Source organism: Pseudomonas sp. USHLN015, from assembly GCF_037153275.1.
GTDB lineage: Bacteria > Pseudomonadota > Gammaproteobacteria > Pseudomonadales > Pseudomonadaceae > Metapseudomonas > Metapseudomonas tohonis.
Map to the genome: position 1 here is coordinate 232967 of NZ_JBBCKP010000007.1, position 15990 is coordinate 248956.

The following is a 15990-nucleotide window of genomic DNA, read 5'->3' on the forward strand; positions in this document are numbered from 1 at the left end:
TGGTTATCGGCAGGCGCGGGCGCGGCTTGAAGGCTGCGATGTCAGAACAGGCGGGCGAGCAGGGCGGTGACGGCGGTTTCCACGCGCAGGATGCGCTCGCCCAGCTGCACCGGGTCGAGGCCGGCTTCCTGGAGCTTTTCCACTTCGTAGGGAATCCAGCCACCTTCCGGGCCGATGGCCAGGGTGAGGGGGCCGTCCACTGCGCGCGGGCAGGCGGGCCAGGGGCCGGGGTGGCCGACCAGGCCGAGGGTGCCGGCGGCCAGCGCGGGCAGGCGGTCTTCGACGAAGGGTTTGAAGCGCTTCTCGATCACCACCTCGGGCAGCACGGTGTCGCGGGCTTGTTCCAGGCCGAGGACGAGCTGCTCGCGGATGGCGGCGGGCTCGAGGAAGGGGGTCTGCCAGAAGCTCTTTTCCACGCGGTAGCTGTTGAGCAGCACCAGGCGCGGTACGCCCATGGCGGCGACGGTCTGCAGCACACGACGGAGCATCTTCGGGCGCGGCAGGGCCAGCAGCAGGGTGATCGGCAGCTTGGCCGGCGGGGCCTGCTCCAGGCTGAACTGCAGCTCGGCGCGGTCGGCCTCCAGGCTCAGCAGGCGGCCTTCGCCCATGGCGCCGCCGAGCAGGCCTACGCGCAGGCTGTCACCGGCCTCGGCGCGGTGCACCTCGTGCAGGTGCCTGAGGCGGCGGCCCTGCAACAGGGCACGATCAGGGGCGATCAGGTCGCCCTCTTCGAGCAGCAGCAGGTTCACGGCTGGGTGGCGGGCGGCTGGTCGCCGGGCTCGTCGGTGCTGTCCTCGGGATGGTCGCCACGCTTGCGGATCAACCCGCCGAAGAACACGCCGACTTCGAACAGCAGCCACATGGGGATGGCCAGGAGGGTCTGGGAGAAGATGTCCGGCGGGGTGAGGACCATGCCCACCACGAAGCACCCGATGATCACGTAGGGGCGGATCTTCTTCAGGTAGCTGACGTCGACCACGCCTATCCAGATCAGCAGCACCACGGCCACCGGGATCTCGAAGGCGACGCCGAAGGCGAAGAACAGGGTCATGACGAAATCGAGGTAGCTGCTGATGTCCGTCATCATCGACACGCCTTCGGGGGTGACGCTGGCGAAGAAGTGGAAGATCAGCGGGAACACCAGGAAGTAGGCGAAGGCCATGCCGGCGTAGAACAGCACGATGCTGGACACCAGCAGCGGCATGGCGATGCGCTTCTCGTGCTTGTACAGGCCGGGCGCGATGAAGCCCCAGACCTGGTGCAGGATCACCGGCATGGCGAGGAACAGCGCCACCACCATGGTCAGCTTGAAGGGCGTGAGGAAGGGCGAGGCCACGTCGGTGGCGATCATGGTCGCGCCTTCGGGCAGGTACTGGCGCAGCGGGGCGGAGACCAGGGTGTAGATCTTCTGGGCGAAGTAGAACAGCCCGGCGAAGATCAGGAAGATCGCGGCCACGCAGCGCAGCAGGCGGGTACGCAGTTCGGTGAGGTGCGAGACCAGGGGCATTTCCTGGTCCAGTTCCGGCTTCTGATCGCTCATAGGGGGCGTGGCGGCTGTGGCTGTTCGATGGGCGCGACGACGGGTGCGCTGGCCGCTAAGGCGTCAGCGGCCGGTACGGCGGGGCTCGACTCGGCCGCCACTGCTGGCGCGGCCTCGGGCGCAGGCTGCGGGGCGGCCGGCGTGGGCACGGGTTCCGCAGCGGGAGGCACGATGCTCTCCTTGATCTGCTTCTCCAGCGCCATGATCTGTTCGTTATGCAGCTGGCGACGGATCTCGTCGGCGCCGATCTCGCGTTCCACTTCCTGCTTGATGGCGTTGAAGCTGCGCTTGAGGCGGCCGATCCACAGGCCGGCGGTGCGGGCGGCACCGGGCAGGCGCTCGGGGCCGAGCACCAGCAGCGCCACCAGGCCGATCAGCAGCAGTTCACCAAAGCTGATACCGAACATGCTGGGTCAGTCCTTGCGCACTACCGGCTCTTCGACCTTCTGCGCCTGGCCGTCGATGGTGTGCGGCTGGTTCAGCGGAGCGCCGGGCTGCTGTGCCTGCGGCTGGGCGGCGGCCTGCTCGGCCTTCTGGTCTTCCTCGGTGTTCATCGCCTTGCGGAAGCCCTTGATCGCTTCGCCGACGTCGGAGCCGAGGTTCTTCAGGCGTTTGGTGCCGAACACCAGGACGACGACGATCAGAATGACCAGCCAGTGTTTCCAGTCGAAAATACCCATGGTTTGCTCCTGAGGCTAATGCGTTATGCGGAAGGCTGGCGGGCGGCTTTTTCAGCGTGCCCGGACAGGCCGAAGCGACGATCCAGTTCGTCCAGAACGGCCTGGGGGTGCTGGCCGAGGGCGGCGAGCATGACCAGGCTGTGGAACCAGAGGTCGGCGGTTTCGTAGATCAGATCGCTGCAGTCGCCGCTGGTGGCGGCGTCCTTGGCGGCCAGGATGGTTTCCACCGATTCCTCGCCGACCTTCTCGAGAATCTTGTTCAGCCCCTTGTGGTACAGGCTGGCCACGTACGAGGAGTCCGCAGCGGCGCCCTTGCGCGCCTCCAGGACCTCGGCGAGGCGGGTGAGGGTGTCACTCATGCGTATGTCCTGCGTGGTAGATCGCATCGGGGTCCTTGATGACCGCGTCGACGGTCTTCCAGTCGCCATTTTCGAAGACGCGGTAGAAGCAGCTTTCACGGCCGGTGTGGCAGGCGATGCCGCCGAATTGCTCGACCATCAGCACCACCACGTCGGCATCGCAGTCCAGGCGCAGCTCGTGCAGGCGTTGCACATGGCCGGATTCCTCGCCCTTGCGCCACAGTTTGCCGCGCGAGCGTGACCAGTAGATGGCACGGTTCTCGGCGACTGTCAGGGCCAGGGATTCGCGGTTCATCCAGGCCATCATCAGGATGCGCCCGGTCTTGTGGTCCTGGGCGATCGCCGGGACCAGGCCGTCCGCATTCCAGTGGATCTGTTCAAGCCAGTCGTTCATTTGTGCTTCCACGAGCGGGTCAGGCGCCCATGCGTGGCCTGACCGGGGCGGTTAGTGTGCCAGCGCCGGCGCAGGCTTGGCTATCGGCGCAATACCAGATACAGACCACCGGCCAGCATCAGCCAGGCGGGCCAGGCCGCCGCATGCTGCTCCAGGCCGAGGGTGGCGGCGCCCACCAGCAGGGCGGCGCCGATCAGGCGCAGGGCCAGGCCGTCGCGGGGCTTGTGCCAGGGCGGCGGCGGATCGGCGGCATGGGGCTGGCTCATGCGTTCCAGCAGGTCGCGGGTCATGTTGGCCAGGTGCGGCACCTGCTCGACCTGGGATTGCAGGTTGTGCAGCAGGCTCCTGGGGCTGATGCGCTCGCGCATCCAGCGCTCCAGGTAGGGCTGGGCGGTGCTCCAGAGGTCGAGGTCCGGGTACAGCTGGCGACCGAGGCCTTCGATGTTGAGCAGGGTCTTCTGCAGCAGCACCAGTTGCGGCTGCACTTCCATGTTGAAGCGGCGCGCGGTCTGGAACAGCCGCAGCAGCAGCTGGCCGAAGGAGATGTCCTTGAGCGGCTTCTCGAAGATCGGCTCGCAGACGGTGCGGATGGCCGCCTCGAAATCGTTGACCCGGGTCTCGGCGGGCACCCAGCCGGAGTCGATGTGCAGCTGGGCGACGCGGCGGTAGTCACGCTTGAAGAAGGCGATGAGGTTGCGTGCCAGGTAGTCCTGGTCCTCTGGAGTGAGGCTGCCGATGATGCCGCAGTCGATGGCGATGTACTGCGGGTTCCAGGGCTGGCGGTTGCTGACGAAGATGTTGCCGGGGTGCATGTCGGCGTGGAAGAAGCTGTCGCGGAACACCTGGGTGAAGAAGATCTCCACACCGCGTTCGGCCAGCAGCTTGAGGTCGGTGCGCTGGTCGGCGAGGGTCGCCAGGTCGGTGACCGGGACGCCGTAGATGCGCTCCATCACCAGCACCTTGGGGCGGCACCAGTCCCAGTACACCTGGGGCACGTAGAGCAGCGGCGAGCCTTCGAAGTTGCGCCGCAGCTGGCTGGCGTTGGCCGCCTCGCGGAGCAGGTCGAGTTCGTCGTAGATGGTCTTCTCGTAGTCGCTGACCACTTCCACCGGGCGCAGGCGGCGGGCGTCGCTGGACAGGCGCTCGGCGACGCGGGCGAGGATGAACAGCCAGGCGAGGTCCTGGCGGATGATCGGCCGCAGGTTGGGGCGGATCACCTTGACCACGACTTCCTCGCCGCTTTTCAGCTGCGCGGCGTGGACCTGGGCCACCGAGGCGGAGGCCAGCGGGGCGACGTCGAAGCGCGCGAAGACCTCGCTGACGCGGGCGCCGAGCTGCTCCTCGATGCGTGCCACGGCCTGCGCGGGGTCGAAGGGCGGGACCTGGTCCTGCAGGCGTGCCAGCTCGTCGGCGATGTCCGGCGGCAGCAGGTCGCGGCGGGTGGACAGCAACTGGCCGAACTTGATGAATATCGGGCCGAGGCCTTCCAGCGCCAGGCGCAGGCGCGCGCCGCGGGAGAGCTCCAGGCGCTTGCGCGGGAGCCAGCGCCAGGGCAGCAGGTAGCTCAGGGCGCGCAGCCACCAGGGCAGCGGCAGGTCGAAGACCAGGTCATCGAGGCGGTAGCGGATGACCACACTCTGGATGCGCAGCAGACGGCGGACGGCGAGCAGCTTCATGCGTTGGGTTTGCTTTTCTGGGTCAGGCGCCCGATGCGGGCGTCGAGGCGGTCGAGGTCGACCTTGAGGCGGTCCAGTTCGGCGAAGCGGGCATCCGCCTCACGTTGGCCGACCAGTGTGCGCGACTCCTCCGCCAGGTAGTCGGCGAGGTTCAGGCGCAGGCTGTCGAGGCTCTGTGCGGTCCAGTCGACCCGGCTGCGGACGTGCGCGCCGAGCAGCTGGCTGGCGACCGGGCCGAGCCAGCGTGACAGTTCGTACTCCCAGTCCAGTTCGAGGTCCTGGAGTATGCCGGCGAGCTCCATGAGCGCGGCGCTGTCGCCGTCCAGCTCGACTTCCGGGCGGTGCAGGACGGCGGTCTTCTCGCGGCTGAGGGCCAGGCGCAGGAGGCTGGCGGCCGGCGCGCGCAGGCGGCAATCGGCCGGGGCGGCCCAGTTCGCGGCCAGTTGCAGTCCGTCGCCCCCGGGGAGGATGAACAGCTGCAGGGCGGGGGCCAGGCAGTCGATCTCGATCACCTTGCCTTCGAGGCGCGACAGGCGTGGCAACGCGGTGCCGTCGAGCCTGAGGACGCGGTTGATGCCGTGTTCGACGCCGGCGAGCAGGGCCTGGGTGAGCATCAGGGCTTGATGCCGCGGTGCAGGGCGACGATGCCGCCGGTCATGTTGTGGTAGGTGGCGCGTTCGAAGCCGGCCTCCACCATCATGGCCTTGAGGGTTTCCTGGTCGGGATGCATGCGGATCGACTCGGCCAGGTAGCGGTAGCTCTCGGAGTCGTTGGTGATCAGCTTGCCCATCAGCGGCAGGAGACTGAAGGAGTAGGCGTCATAGGCCTTGGAAAGCAGGCCGCTGGTGGGCTTGGAGAACTCCAGGACCAGCAGGCGGCCACCGGGCTTGAGCACGCGCAGCATGGAGCGCAGGGCGGCGTCCTTGTGGGTGACGTTGCGCAGGCCGAAGGCGATGGTGACGACATCGAAATGATTGTCGGGGAAGGGCAGCTGCTCGGCGTCGGCCTGGACGAAGCTGACGTTGCCGGCGACGCCGCTGTCCAGCAGCTTGTCGCGACCGACCTTGAGCATCGAGGCGTTGATGTCGGCCAGTACCACCTCGCCGGTCGGGCCGACCAGGCGCGAGAACTGGCGGGTGAGATCGCCCGTGCCGCCGGCGATGTCGAGCACGCGGTTGCCCGGACGCACGCCGGAGAGCTCGATGGTGAAGCGCTTCCACAGCCGATGGACGCCGCCGGACATCAGGTCGTTCATCAGGTCGTACTTGGCGGCCACGGAATGGAACACCTCGGCGACCTTGTCGGCCTTCTGGCTCTCGGGAACGCTCTGGTAGCCGAAGTGGGTGGTGGGTTCGGCATCGCTGCCTTTGCGCGGATCGTTCATGTCGCTGCCCCGGAAGAAATTGGCGGCCATTTTAGGCGCGGTTGCCCTGCTTTGTCTTGGCCCCGAGCGGTGCCGGTTCGCCAGGGCCCAGGGCCGGCCTGCTATAGTCGCGCGACCATAAGTCGCAGTCAGGAGTTGGCCCATGGCCCGCATCAATGTCGAACGTTCCCACAGCCTGGGTCGCACCGCTGTCAGGGCCAAGGCCGAGCAGCTCGCCGAGCGCCTCGCCCGCGAGTACGACGTGCGCTACCAGTGGCGTGGCGACACCCTGGAGTTCAAGCGCAGCGGTGCCGACGGGCAGATCGAGGTCAGCGACGACAAGGTCAACGTCGAGGTGAAGCTGGGCCTGTTGCTCTCGGCCATGAGCGGCAGCATCAAGCGCGAGATCGAGAAGGCGCTGGACGAGTACCTGGTCTGAGTGTTCCAGCGGCATCCCCGCTGCGTCGGGGATGCCGGTTCCGGCGGGGCTGCAACGGCTTCGCCATCACGGGCTCCACGCGGCGCCCCGGCCGACCGGACCCTACCCGCGGCTAGTATGCGGTTTCTAATTTTCCTCGCTAACGTGCACCCCAAGCCCTGAGAAAGGGCGAGTCCTCCATTATCCGAGTGAGGTGCACCATGGCCAAAGCAGCCGTCGTCAAGAAGAAAGTCGAAGCAAGCAAGACCACCGTCCTTTCCGATGTCCGTCTCTATGCCCGCAAGATCTGGCTGGCCGGCCTGGGTGCCTACGCCAAGGCCGGGCAGGAAGGCGCCGACTACCTGCGTGACCTGGTGAAGGCCGGCGAGGGTGTCGAGAAGCAGGGCCGCAAGGCCGTCGATGCGCGAGTCGAAGCCGCCAACAGCCAGATCGATTCGGTGAAGGGCAGCGTGAAGGGCTCGGTCACCGGCGTGAAGGAAAAGGTCGAAGTGCAGCTCGACAAGATCGAAAAGGCGTTCGACAACCGTGTCGCCGTCGCCCTCAATCGCCTGGGTATTCCCTCGCGACAGGACGTTGAGGCACTCTCTGCTAAGCTTGATGAGCTGAGCGCGTTGCTCGAGCACGTCGCGCGAACCAAATAAGGAGAGCAGGATGGCTGGTAAGAAAAAAACCACGAAAGAAACCAACTCCTGGATCGGCGAGATCGAGAAATACTCGCGCCAGATCTGGCTGGCTGGCTTGGGGGCCTACTCGAAGGTCAGCAACGACGGCACCAAGCTGTTCGATGCGCTGGTCAAGGACGGTGAGAAGGCTGAAAAACAGGCCAAGACCGAAGTCGACAAGCAGGTCGATGCGGTCAAGTCCCGCGTTGGTTCACGCGTCGGCTCCGCCAAGTCCAAGGTCGATGAGGTCAAGGACAAGGCGATCGGCAAGTGGAGCGAGCTGGAAGAGGCGTTCGACAAGCGCCTGAACAGTGCCATCTCCCGTCTCGGCGTACCCAGCCGTAACGAAGTGAAGGACCTGAACAGCAAGGTCGACAGCCTGACCCGGCAGATCGAGAAGCTCACCGGCGTCTCCGCCAAGTCGGTCAAGCCTGCCGCCAAGGCAGCAGCGAAACCCGCCGCCAAGCCGGCTGCGAAGACCGCTGCGGCCAAACCGGCTGCCAAGCCCGCCGCCAAACCGGCCGCGAAGGCCGCTGCGAAGCCTGCAGCGAAGACCGCCGCCGCCAAACCGGCAGCCAAGGCCGCCGCCAAGCCGGCCGCGAAACCCGCTGCGAAGGCAGCAGCCAAACCTGCGGCGAAGCCGGCGGCGGCCAAACCCGCAGCCGCTGCCAAGCCTGCAGCTGCGGCCAAGCCTGCGGCGAAGCCCGCTGCCAAACCTGCTGCGAAGAAGCCTGCGGTGAAGAAAGCCGCTGCGCCGAAACCGGCAGCCGCCAAGCCGTCGACCCCGGCCGCGACCCCGGCTCCGGCCGCTGCACCGAGCACCCCGGCCGCCACTCCGGCACCGGCCGCTCCGGCGAGCACGCCAAGCCAGTCCTGATCTCCAGGGACCACAGACGCCCGGCCTTGCGCCGGGCGTTTGCGTTTCAGGCCTCCAGGTAGCGCCGGGCCATGCGTTCGGCGGCCTGGCGTGATTCGTCCTGCAGGTGCGGGGCCACCAGCATCATGATCTGGTACACCACCAGGCGCACTTCTCCTTCGTTGCCGAGGATGCGTTGGTAGTCGAGCGAGAACAGCAGGGTGAGGGTGATCTGCTCCACCAACTGGCCGAGGGATTCGGTATCGCTGACCAGTCGTTCCCGCGCCTTGAGCCGTGCCAGCAGCGAGGCCAGGGTGCGCTTGAGGGCATTCAGCCAGTTGCGCATGCCACGGGCCAGCTTGGGCAGCCGCCCGGCGAGGTTGGACAGGTCCTGGAAGAGGAAGCGGTACTGTGCCAGGCGCTCGACGATCAGGTGCAGGAACAGCCAGTAGTCCTCGACGCCGAGCTCCACGTCCTCGGGTGGGTCGAGCAGGGGCGCGAGCTCATCCTGGAAGCGCTCCAGCAGCGCCATCACCAGGGGTTCCTTGCCGTGGAAGTGGTAGTAGAGGTTGCCCGGGCTGATGCCCAGTTCGGTGGCGATTTCAAGGGTGGTGACGTTGGGCTCGCCCTCGCGGTTGAACAACATCAGGGCGCATTCGAGTATCCGGTCTCGGGTCTTCATCCAGTCTTCTTGTCGTCGTTGCATGCGGCCGGCCGGGTGCGCCCCGGCCAGCCGAACGTCTTCAGCGCACGTGCACGTAAGTGCCGGGTGCTGCCTCCATGGGTGGGTGGGCCTGGTTGCCGAGGGCGACCAGGGTCTCGCGCTGCTCCCCCGAGCGCGCCTGTATCCAGCTCAGCCATTCGGGCCACCAACTGCCCTGGACGTTCTTCGCGTCGTAATACCAGGCACGGTGGTCGGAGCTAAGCTTGCCGTTCTCCAGGTAGTTGGCCTTGGGATTGCCCGGCGGGTTGAGGATGCTCTGGATGTGCCCGCTGTTGGACAGCAGGAAGCGGCTCTCGCCGCCGAGCAGGCGTGCCGAGCGGTAGACCGCGTCCCAGGGAGTGATGTGGTCGTTGATGCCGGCGACGCTGAAGCTGTCCACGGTCACCTTCTGCAGGTCGATCGGGGTGCCGCAGATTTCCAGCGCACCGCCGCGGGTGAGCGGGTTGTGCTTGAAGAAGTCCAGCAGGTCGCCATGCAGTGCGGCGGGCAGCCGGGTGTTGTCGTTGTTCCAGTAGAGGATGTCGAAGGCCGGTGGCTGGCGGCCCAGCAGGTAGTTGTTGACGAAGTAGTTCCACACCAGGTCGTTGGGACGCATCCAGGCGAAGATCTTGGCCATGTCGCGGCCATCCAGCACGCCGTGCTGGTAGGAGCGGCGCTTGGCCGCTTCCAGGGTCTGCTCGTCGGCGAAGAGTGCGGCGGGGCTGTCGACCTGGCTGTCCAGCAGGCTCACCAGGTAGCTGGCGCTGCTGACCTTGCGCAACTGGCGCTTGGCCTGGAGGTGGCCCTGCAGGGCGGCGATGGTCAGGCCCCCGGCGCAGGCCCCCATCAGGTTGACGTCCTTGCTGCCGGTGATGGAACGGGCCACGTCGACCGCCTGCTCCAGCGCTTGCACGTAAGTGGACAGGCCCCATTCGCGGTGGCGGGCATCGGGGTTGCGCCAGCTGACCATGAACACCTGCAGGCCGTTCTTCAGCGCGTACTGGACGAAGCTCTTCTCCGGCGAGAGGTCGAATATGTAGAACTTGTTGATCTGCGGGGGGACGATTAGCAGGGGCTTGAGGTACTGCTTCTCGCTCATCGGCTTGTACTGGATCAGCTCCAGCAGCTCGTTGCGGTAGATCACCGAGCCGGAGGTGGTGGCCAGGTTGCGCCCGATCTCGAAGGCGTGCTTGCTGACCTGGCTGGGCATCGCGTTGTTGTTCAGCAGGTCGTCGAACAGGTGGCGCACGCCGTTGATCAGGCTCAAGCCGCCGGTGTTGAACAGCTCCTTGACCGCCAGGGGATTGAGCAGGCTGTTGGACGGCGCCATGGCGTCGCTGACCAGTGCCAGGACGAAGCGCGCGCGGGCGCGGTCGTCATCGCTGAGGTCACTGTCCTCGACCCAGGCGTAGAGCTGTTTCTGCCAGGCCAGGTAGGCCTGCAGGCCGCGACGGTAGAACGGGTTGTGGCTCCAGGAGGGATCGGCGAAGCGTGCGTCCTGGGGATTGGGCTTGTGCGGGGTGTCGCCCATCAGCACGCGGCCGAGCTGGCCGCCGAAGGCGAGCACGTGCCGGGCGCTGTGCACGGGGTGCTTGAGCCCCTGCAGGGCAAGGGTGCGGACGGTGGAGGCCAGGTCCTTGCCTCGCAAGCCGACGATCGCGCTCTGCGCGTTCATGTAGTTAGCGGGGACCGGCAAGGCACCCGACACCTGTTTCTCTCGCATGGGGGCAACACTCCGTAATCAATCCGTCGTCAAGGAGGGTTAGGCAAGGCTCGTACCACTGAGCGCAATAGGTGCATTCCAGACTACTGCGCTGGAAATTCAAGTTCGTTACAACGCGCTCCCGGAGGGGCGAATGCGGTGCCTCCGCCCCATCATGGAGCGGAGCCACCGGCGCGCCTGGGCTTCAGGGGTTGCGCAGTTGCATGGGCTGCGGATGGATGACCGCCCGCTGACGCTCCTGGGCGAGGAACTTCATGATGATCGGCGCCACCGTCTCCGCGCGGGTCACGAGGAACAGGTGGCCGTCGTCGATGACATGGAGTTCCGAGTTGGGGATGCGCCAGGCGAGCATGCGCATGTTCACCAGCGGGATGATCGGGTCGTCGTCGCCGGCCAGGACCAGGGTCGGTTGGCGGATGCGATGCAGCCAGTGGATGCTGGTCCAGCCGAGGCCGGCGAACAGCTGCCAGTAGTACCCGAGCTTGCCCGAGGAGCGCACCTTGCTGGCGTGGGCCATGGCCAGGGTCGGGTCGCGCCGGAAGGCGCCGCCGTAGATGTCCGGGGCGATGTGCACGCCGTAGGACGGCTGGATGTAGCGTCGCGGACTGGCCATGCGCCAGAGCACCTTGGGCTTGCCGGGCACCATGATCGCGCCGGCCGAGGTGGCGGCGAGGATCAGCTTCTTGCAGCGCTCGGGGTAGTCGTGGGCGAACTGCTGCGCCAGGGCGCCGCCCCAGGACACGCCGATGGCGTTGACCTGGCCGTAGTTCAGGTAGTCGAGCATGCGTGCGGCGAGCTTGGCCAGGCCGGGGAAGCGATAGGGCTTGCTCGGGGTGGACGAGCCGCCGACACCGGGCACGTCGAAGGCGATCACCTCCTGGTCCGGGTCGAGCGCCTGGACGAAGGGGAACACCAGTTCGAGGTTGGCACCGATGCCGTTGAAGATCAGCAGCGGCGTCAGGTGGTCCTTGCCGGGCCTGACGGCGGTGCGGATGGTCTGGCCATCGAGGTCGATGGTGCGGAAGACGAAAGGTTGCGGCATGCGCTGGCCCCTATGGATTGAAACGACGGGAGGCACCCGCGAGGGGCCTCCCTGTAGCGCCAGGCCAAGCCTGGTTCAGGCCGCCGCCGGTCTTGGCGGTGGGCCAGGTCGGCACGTCCGGGTGCCAGGGCAGCAATGCGCGAGCCGCGCGATCAACGTTCGTGGACATAGGTCCCGGGCGATGCCTCGCCGGCCGGGTACGCCTTGTTGCCGAGGGTGAAGCTGGCCTTCTTGGTCTTGCCCGAGCGCTCCGCCAGCCAGGTCTGCCAGTACAGCCACCAGGAGTCGGCATGCTTGGTGGCGTTCTCCTGCCATTCCTTCGGGTCCGCCGGCATCTCGCTGTTGGTCGAGAAGCGCGCCTTGGGGTTGCCCGGGGGGTTGAGGATGCTCTGGATGTGCCCGCTGTTGGACAGCACGAACTCGCATTTGCCGCCCAGCAGGCGGGCGGAGCGGTAGCAGGCCTCCCAGGGGGTGATGTGGTCGGTGGTGCCGGCTACGCAGAAGAAGTCGCAGGTGACCTTCTTCAGGTCGATCGGGGTGCCACAGACCTCCAGCGCATCGGGGCGGGTCAGCGGGTTGGTCTTGAACATCTCCACCAGCTCGCCGTGGAAGGCGGCGGGCAGGCGCGTGGTGTCGTTGTTCCAGTAGAGGATGTCGAACACCGGCGGCTCGTTGCCGAGCAGGTAGTTGTTCACCCAGTAGTTCCAGATCAGGTCGTTGGGGCGCATCCAGGCGAAGACCTTGGCCATGTCCTTGCCTTCGAGCACGCCGGACTGGTACGAGCGGCGCTTGGCGGCTTCCAAGGTGGTTTCGTCGGCGAACAGCGCGACCTGGGTGTCGAGGTTGAAGTCGAGCACGCTGACCAGTTGGGTGAAGGCGTGCACCTTGTGCTCGCCGATCGCCTGGTAATGGCCCAGGAGGGCGACGGTGGTGATGCCGCCGGAGCAGGCACCGAGCATGTTGAGGTCCTTGGCGCCGGTGATCTTCAGCACCACCTCGATGGTTTCCTTGAGCGCTTCGATGTAGGTCGACAGGCCCCACTCGCGCTGGGCCTTGGTCGGGTTGCGCCAGCTGACGATGAAGGTCTGGATGCCGTTGCGCAGGTTGAAGCGCGCCAGGCTCTTCTCCTGGGACAGGTCGAAGACGTAGAACTTGTTGATCTGCGGTGGCACCACCAGCAGCGGGCGCTCATGCACCTGCTCGGTGATGGGCTTGTACTGGATCAGTTCCAGCACGTCGTTGCGGAACACCACCGCCCCTTCGGTGGTGGCGAGGTTCTTGCCGACCTCGAAGGCGTCCATGTTCACCTGGCTGGGCATGCCGCCGTTGTTCACCAGGTCCTTGGCCAGGTGCGAGAGGCCGTCGAGCAGGCTCTTGCCGCCGGTCTCGAAGAAGCGCTTCACCGCCGCCGGGTTGGCCATGGTGTTGGCGGGGGCCATGGCTTCGGTCATCAGGTTGATCACGAAGTGGCCGCGGCTGGTGTCGGATGCGGACAGGTCGCTGTGCTCGATCCACTGGTGCAGTTCCTTGCGCCAGGCGAGGTAGGTCTGCAGGTAGCGCTTGTAGAGCGGGTTCTGGCTCCAGGCCGGGTCAGCGAAGCGACGGTCGTCGGCTTCGGGTTGCAAGGCGGAGGAGCCGAGCAGGACGTTCTTCAGCTCGACCCCGAAATGGGCGACGTGCTTGGCACTGTGGAAGGGCTGCTTGATGGCCTGCAGCATGACCATGCGCGCGGAGGTCAGCAGATCCTTGCCACGGATGCCGATCACCGGGTTCAGGCCCAGGGTGTTCTCCGAGGCTTGTCGCTGCAGGTCTTCATTGTTCTTGTTGCTCATCTACGACGCTCCATTGTCCAGAGGCGGATACCGGGTGACTGCTGTACGGGACAGTTAAGCGTGCCTGGTACTGCTCGGGTTACCGGGGGTGCGAAGAGAACTTCGCCGATTTCTATGAACCTGTGGTTGCCAAATGCATGGAACCTGCCAGTTCTTGGTTACCCGAGTTTGTGGATTTGCGCAAGCTGGCCCGGGGACGGGCGCGCGCGGAGGGAGTATGTCGCGGGGTTCTAGAAAATGCGCTCTAACCTTGTGCGGCCTGGCCAGAAGGGGGCTGGCCGGTGCACCGGATCAGAGCATCAGGCGGACGACGCTTTCGTCGGGATCGCGAGAGCGGCCGGCGGCGGCAAGCTGCTCCAGGTAGTCCTTCCAGAGTTCGTCCTGGCGGGTGGCGAGTTCGAAGAGGTAGTCCCAGGTGAAGAGGCCGCTGTCGTGGCCATCGTCGAAGACCAGTTTCAGGGCATAGTTGCCCGCCGGTTCGACGCCGGTGAGCGCGACCCGTGCCTTGCCGTACTGCAGGATCGGCTTGCCGTGGCCCTGCACCTCGGCCGACGGCGAATGCACCCGCAGGAATTCGGCTGGCAGGCTGTAGCGCGTATCGCCATAGCCCAGCACCAGGGTGCGGGAGGCTTTGTGCAATTCGATCGAAGTGGGGATGCGCATAGCGATAGCTCCAAGCGGCAAGCTTCAAGCTGCAAGAGGCGTGGTGCTTGCCGCTTGCAGCTTGGGGCTTGAGGCTGCGGTCAGAGAATATACCGCGACAGGTCTTCGTCCTTCGCCAGCTCGCCGAGGTGGCTGTTGACGTAGGCGGCGTCGATCAGGATCGGTTTCTCGTCGTGCTGGGCGGCCAGGTCGCCGGCGCTGAAGGAGACTTCCTCGAGCAGGCGCTCCAGCAGCGTGTGCAGGCGGCGGGCACCGATGTTCTCGGTCTTCTCGTTGACCTGCCAGGCGATCTCGGCCAGGCGCTTGATGCCTTCGGGCGCGAACTCGATGTTCAGGCCTTCGGTCTTCAGCAGCGCGCTGTACTGCTCGGTCAGCGAGGCATGCGGCTCGGTGAGGATGCGCTCGAAGTCCTCCGGCGAGAGTGCCTTGAGCTCCACGCGGATCGGCAGGCGGCCCTGCAGTTCGGGCACCAGGTCGCTGGGCTTGGACAGGTGGAAGGCGCCGGAGGCGATGAACAGGATGTGGTCGGTCTTGACCATGCCCAGCTTGGTGTTGACGGTGCAGCCTTCGATCAGCGGCAGCAGGTCGCGCTGCACGCCCTCGCGGGAGACATCGGCGCCGCCGACGTTGCCGCGCTTGGCGACCTTGTCGATCTCGTCGATGAAGACGATGCCGTTCTGCTCCACCGCTTCCAGGGCGCGGGCCTTGAGTTCCTCTTCGTTGACCAGGCGCGCGGCTTCCTCGTCACGCACCAGTTTCAGCGCTTCCTTGACCTTGAGCTTGCGGCTCTTGCGCTTGCCCTTGCCCATGTTGGAGAAGAGATTCTGCAGCTGGCTGGTCATCTCCTCCATGCCGGGCGGGGCCATGATCTCGACGCCGGCGGGGCTTTCGGCCACTTCGATGTCGATCTCCTTGTCGTCCAGCTGGCCTTCGCGCAGGCGCTTGCGGAACAGCTGCCGGGTGTTGGAGTCCTCGCGCTGCGGCTCGTCGCCGAAGCCGTTGCGGGCCGGCGGCAGCAGGGCGTCGAGGATGCGGTCCTCGGCGGCGTCCTCGGCGCGGAAGCGCACCTTGTGCATCTCCTGCTCGCGCATCATCTTCACGGCGGCGTCGGCCAGGTCGCGGATGATCGATTCGACGTCTCGGCCCACATAACCCACCTCGGTGAACTTGGTGGCCTCGACCTTGAGGAAGGGCGCGTTGGCCAGCTTGGCCAGGCGGCGGGCGATCTCGGTCTTGCCGACGCCGGTCGGGCCGATCATCAGGATGTTCTTCGGCGTCACCTCGGCGCGCAGCTCGACCGGCAGTTGCATGCGCCGCCAGCGGTTGCGCAGGGCGATGGCCACGGCGCGCTTGGCGTCGTCCTGGCCGATGATGTGGCGGTTGAGTTCGTGGACGATCTCGCGGGGGGTCATGGACATGTACGGAAACTCCGGTCTGAACGGCCTCACTCGGCGGCGTCCAGCTCCTCGACGGTGAGGTTCTGGTTGGTGAACACGCAGATCGAGCCGGCGATGTTCAGGGCGGTCTCGGTGATCTCGCGAGCGGACAGGTCGGTGCGCTGCAGCAGCGCGGTGGCCGCGGCCTGGGCGAAGCCGCCGCCGGAGCCCATGGCGATCAGGCCGTGCTCGGGTTCGACCACGTCGCCGTTGCCGGTGATGATCAGCGAGGCGTCCTTGTTGGCCACGGCGAGCATGGCCTCCAGGCGGCTGAGGGAGCGGTCTGTGCGCCAGTCCTTGGCCAGCTCGACGGCGGCGCGGACGAGGTGGCCCTGGTGTTTCTCCAACTGGCCTTCGAAACGTTCGAACAGGGTGAAGGCATCTGCGGTGGCACCGGCGAAGCCGGCAAGAACCTGGCCGTGGTAGAGGCGACGCACCTTCTTGGCATTGCCTTTCATCACGGTGTTGCCGAGGGAAACCTGGCCGTCGCCGCCCATGACGACTTTGCCGTTGCGGCGGACTGAAACGATGGTGGTCAAGGGGGAAGTCTCCACGCAGCGGGGCGAATTGCCCGAATGGAAACCCAGATGGGGGAGGCGACGCGGCTTTTCAACCGCGCGCC

At 66.3% G+C, this 15990-nt stretch carries 19 protein-coding genes; 3 read left to right on the forward strand and 16 right to left on the reverse strand.

What is annotated here, in order from left to right; all coding sequences use genetic code 11:
- Positions 1-41: 41 nt before the first annotated feature.
- From WFQ67_RS16155 to ubiE, 9 genes are all read right to left on the reverse strand, one after another.
- On the reverse strand, positions 42-749 hold the full coding sequence (locus tag WFQ67_RS16155; RefSeq protein WP_173171121.1) for a 16S rRNA (uracil(1498)-N(3))-methyltransferase: 708 nt from the start codon (positions 747-749) through the stop codon (positions 42-44).
- Entirely contained in the window at positions 746-1540 is a 795-nt protein-coding gene (gene tatC, locus WFQ67_RS16160; RefSeq protein ID WP_173171124.1) for a twin-arginine translocase subunit TatC, read from the reverse strand. The genes WFQ67_RS16155 and tatC overlap by 4 nt, the downstream gene beginning before the upstream one ends.
- Positions 1537-1947, reverse strand: a complete 411-nt coding sequence (tatB, locus tag WFQ67_RS16165) for a Sec-independent protein translocase protein TatB (RefSeq protein ID WP_213626771.1) — start codon at positions 1945-1947, stop codon at positions 1537-1539. The genes tatC and tatB overlap by 4 nt, the downstream gene beginning before the upstream one ends.
- Before the next feature lie 6 nt (positions 1948-1953).
- Positions 1954-2220, reverse strand: a complete 267-nt coding sequence (locus WFQ67_RS16170; RefSeq protein WP_173171130.1) for a twin-arginine translocase TatA/TatE family subunit — start codon at positions 2218-2220, stop codon at positions 1954-1956.
- 23 nt (positions 2221-2243) lie between these two features.
- Positions 2244-2579: a phosphoribosyl-ATP diphosphatase gene (locus WFQ67_RS16175; protein WP_111262810.1), complete on the reverse strand. Its 336-nt coding sequence runs from the start codon at positions 2577-2579 to the stop codon at positions 2244-2246.
- Positions 2572-2973 (reverse strand): phosphoribosyl-AMP cyclohydrolase, encoded by a 402-nt coding sequence (gene hisI / locus WFQ67_RS16180; RefSeq protein ID WP_337057490.1) that lies wholly within the window; start codon positions 2971-2973, stop codon positions 2572-2574. Before hisI ends, WFQ67_RS16175 begins: the two co-directional genes overlap by 8 nt.
- Before the next feature lie 80 nt (positions 2974-3053).
- The gene (gene ubiB, locus WFQ67_RS16185; protein WP_173171135.1) at positions 3054-4649 is read right to left on the reverse strand and encodes a ubiquinone biosynthesis regulatory protein kinase UbiB; all 1596 of its coding nucleotides are present in this window, start codon (positions 4647-4649) and stop codon (positions 3054-3056) included.
- On the reverse strand, positions 4646-5263 hold the full coding sequence (locus WFQ67_RS16190; protein ID WP_173171136.1) for a ubiquinone biosynthesis accessory factor UbiJ: 618 nt from the start codon (positions 5261-5263) through the stop codon (positions 4646-4648). Before WFQ67_RS16190 ends, ubiB begins: the two co-directional genes overlap by 4 nt.
- Entirely contained in the window at positions 5263-6033 is a 771-nt protein-coding gene (gene ubiE / locus WFQ67_RS16195) for a bifunctional demethylmenaquinone methyltransferase/2-methoxy-6-polyprenyl-1,4-benzoquinol methylase UbiE (protein ID WP_111262836.1), read from the reverse strand. The genes WFQ67_RS16190 and ubiE overlap by 1 nt, the downstream gene beginning before the upstream one ends.
- Before the next feature lie 142 nt (positions 6034-6175).
- On the opposite strand from ubiE, the gene WFQ67_RS16200 reads away from it, so the two are divergent.
- The 3 genes from WFQ67_RS16200 (at position 6176) to WFQ67_RS16210 (ending at position 7990) form a co-directional block, all read left to right on the forward strand.
- Positions 6176-6451, forward strand: coding sequence for a polyhydroxyalkanoic acid system family protein (locus WFQ67_RS16200; protein ID WP_213626765.1), 276 nt, complete (start codon positions 6176-6178; stop codon positions 6449-6451).
- Positions 6452-6651: 200 nt separating this feature from the next.
- The gene (locus WFQ67_RS16205; RefSeq protein WP_111262815.1) at positions 6652-7092 is read left to right on the forward strand and encodes a phasin family protein; all 441 of its coding nucleotides are present in this window, start codon (positions 6652-6654) and stop codon (positions 7090-7092) included.
- A 10-nt stretch (positions 7093-7102) separates the two neighbouring features.
- Positions 7103-7990, forward strand: a complete 888-nt coding sequence (locus WFQ67_RS16210; RefSeq protein ID WP_337057492.1) for a phasin family protein — start codon at positions 7103-7105, stop codon at positions 7988-7990.
- 46 nt (positions 7991-8036) lie between these two features.
- Here WFQ67_RS16210 and WFQ67_RS16215 read toward each other — a convergent pair whose 3' ends face one another.
- The 7 genes from WFQ67_RS16215 to hslV all read right to left on the reverse strand — a co-directional run bounded on the left by WFQ67_RS16215 (position 8037) and on the right by hslV (position 15907).
- The gene (locus WFQ67_RS16215; RefSeq protein WP_213626760.1) at positions 8037-8651 is read right to left on the reverse strand and encodes a TetR/AcrR family transcriptional regulator; all 615 of its coding nucleotides are present in this window, start codon (positions 8649-8651) and stop codon (positions 8037-8039) included.
- A 61-nt stretch (positions 8652-8712) separates the two neighbouring features.
- Complete coding sequence (gene phaC, locus WFQ67_RS16220) at positions 8713-10395, reverse strand: class II poly(R)-hydroxyalkanoic acid synthase (RefSeq protein WP_337057494.1); 1683 nt, start codon at positions 10393-10395, stop codon at positions 8713-8715.
- Between the two features lie 184 nt (positions 10396-10579).
- Complete coding sequence (gene phaZ / locus WFQ67_RS16225) at positions 10580-11437, reverse strand: poly(3-hydroxyalkanoate) depolymerase (RefSeq protein WP_021221356.1); 858 nt, start codon at positions 11435-11437, stop codon at positions 10580-10582.
- Positions 11438-11589: 152 nt separating this feature from the next.
- A complete protein-coding gene (gene phaC / locus WFQ67_RS16230; protein WP_337057496.1) occupies positions 11590-13269 on the reverse strand; it encodes a class II poly(R)-hydroxyalkanoic acid synthase in 1680 nt (559 codons plus the stop codon).
- 291 nt (positions 13270-13560) lie between these two features.
- Positions 13561-13932 carry a DUF971 domain-containing protein gene (locus WFQ67_RS16235; RefSeq protein WP_337057498.1) on the reverse strand — a complete coding sequence of 124 codons (372 nt, stop codon included), beginning with the start codon at positions 13930-13932 and terminating at the stop codon, positions 13561-13563.
- Positions 13933-14012: 80 nt separating this feature from the next.
- The gene (gene hslU / locus WFQ67_RS16240) at positions 14013-15350 is read right to left on the reverse strand and encodes an HslU--HslV peptidase ATPase subunit (RefSeq protein WP_173171150.1); all 1338 of its coding nucleotides are present in this window, start codon (positions 15348-15350) and stop codon (positions 14013-14015) included.
- A 26-nt stretch (positions 15351-15376) separates the two neighbouring features.
- A complete protein-coding gene (gene hslV / locus WFQ67_RS16245) occupies positions 15377-15907 on the reverse strand; it encodes an ATP-dependent protease subunit HslV (RefSeq protein WP_213626752.1) in 531 nt (176 codons plus the stop codon).
- Positions 15908-15990: the final 83 nt, after the last annotated feature.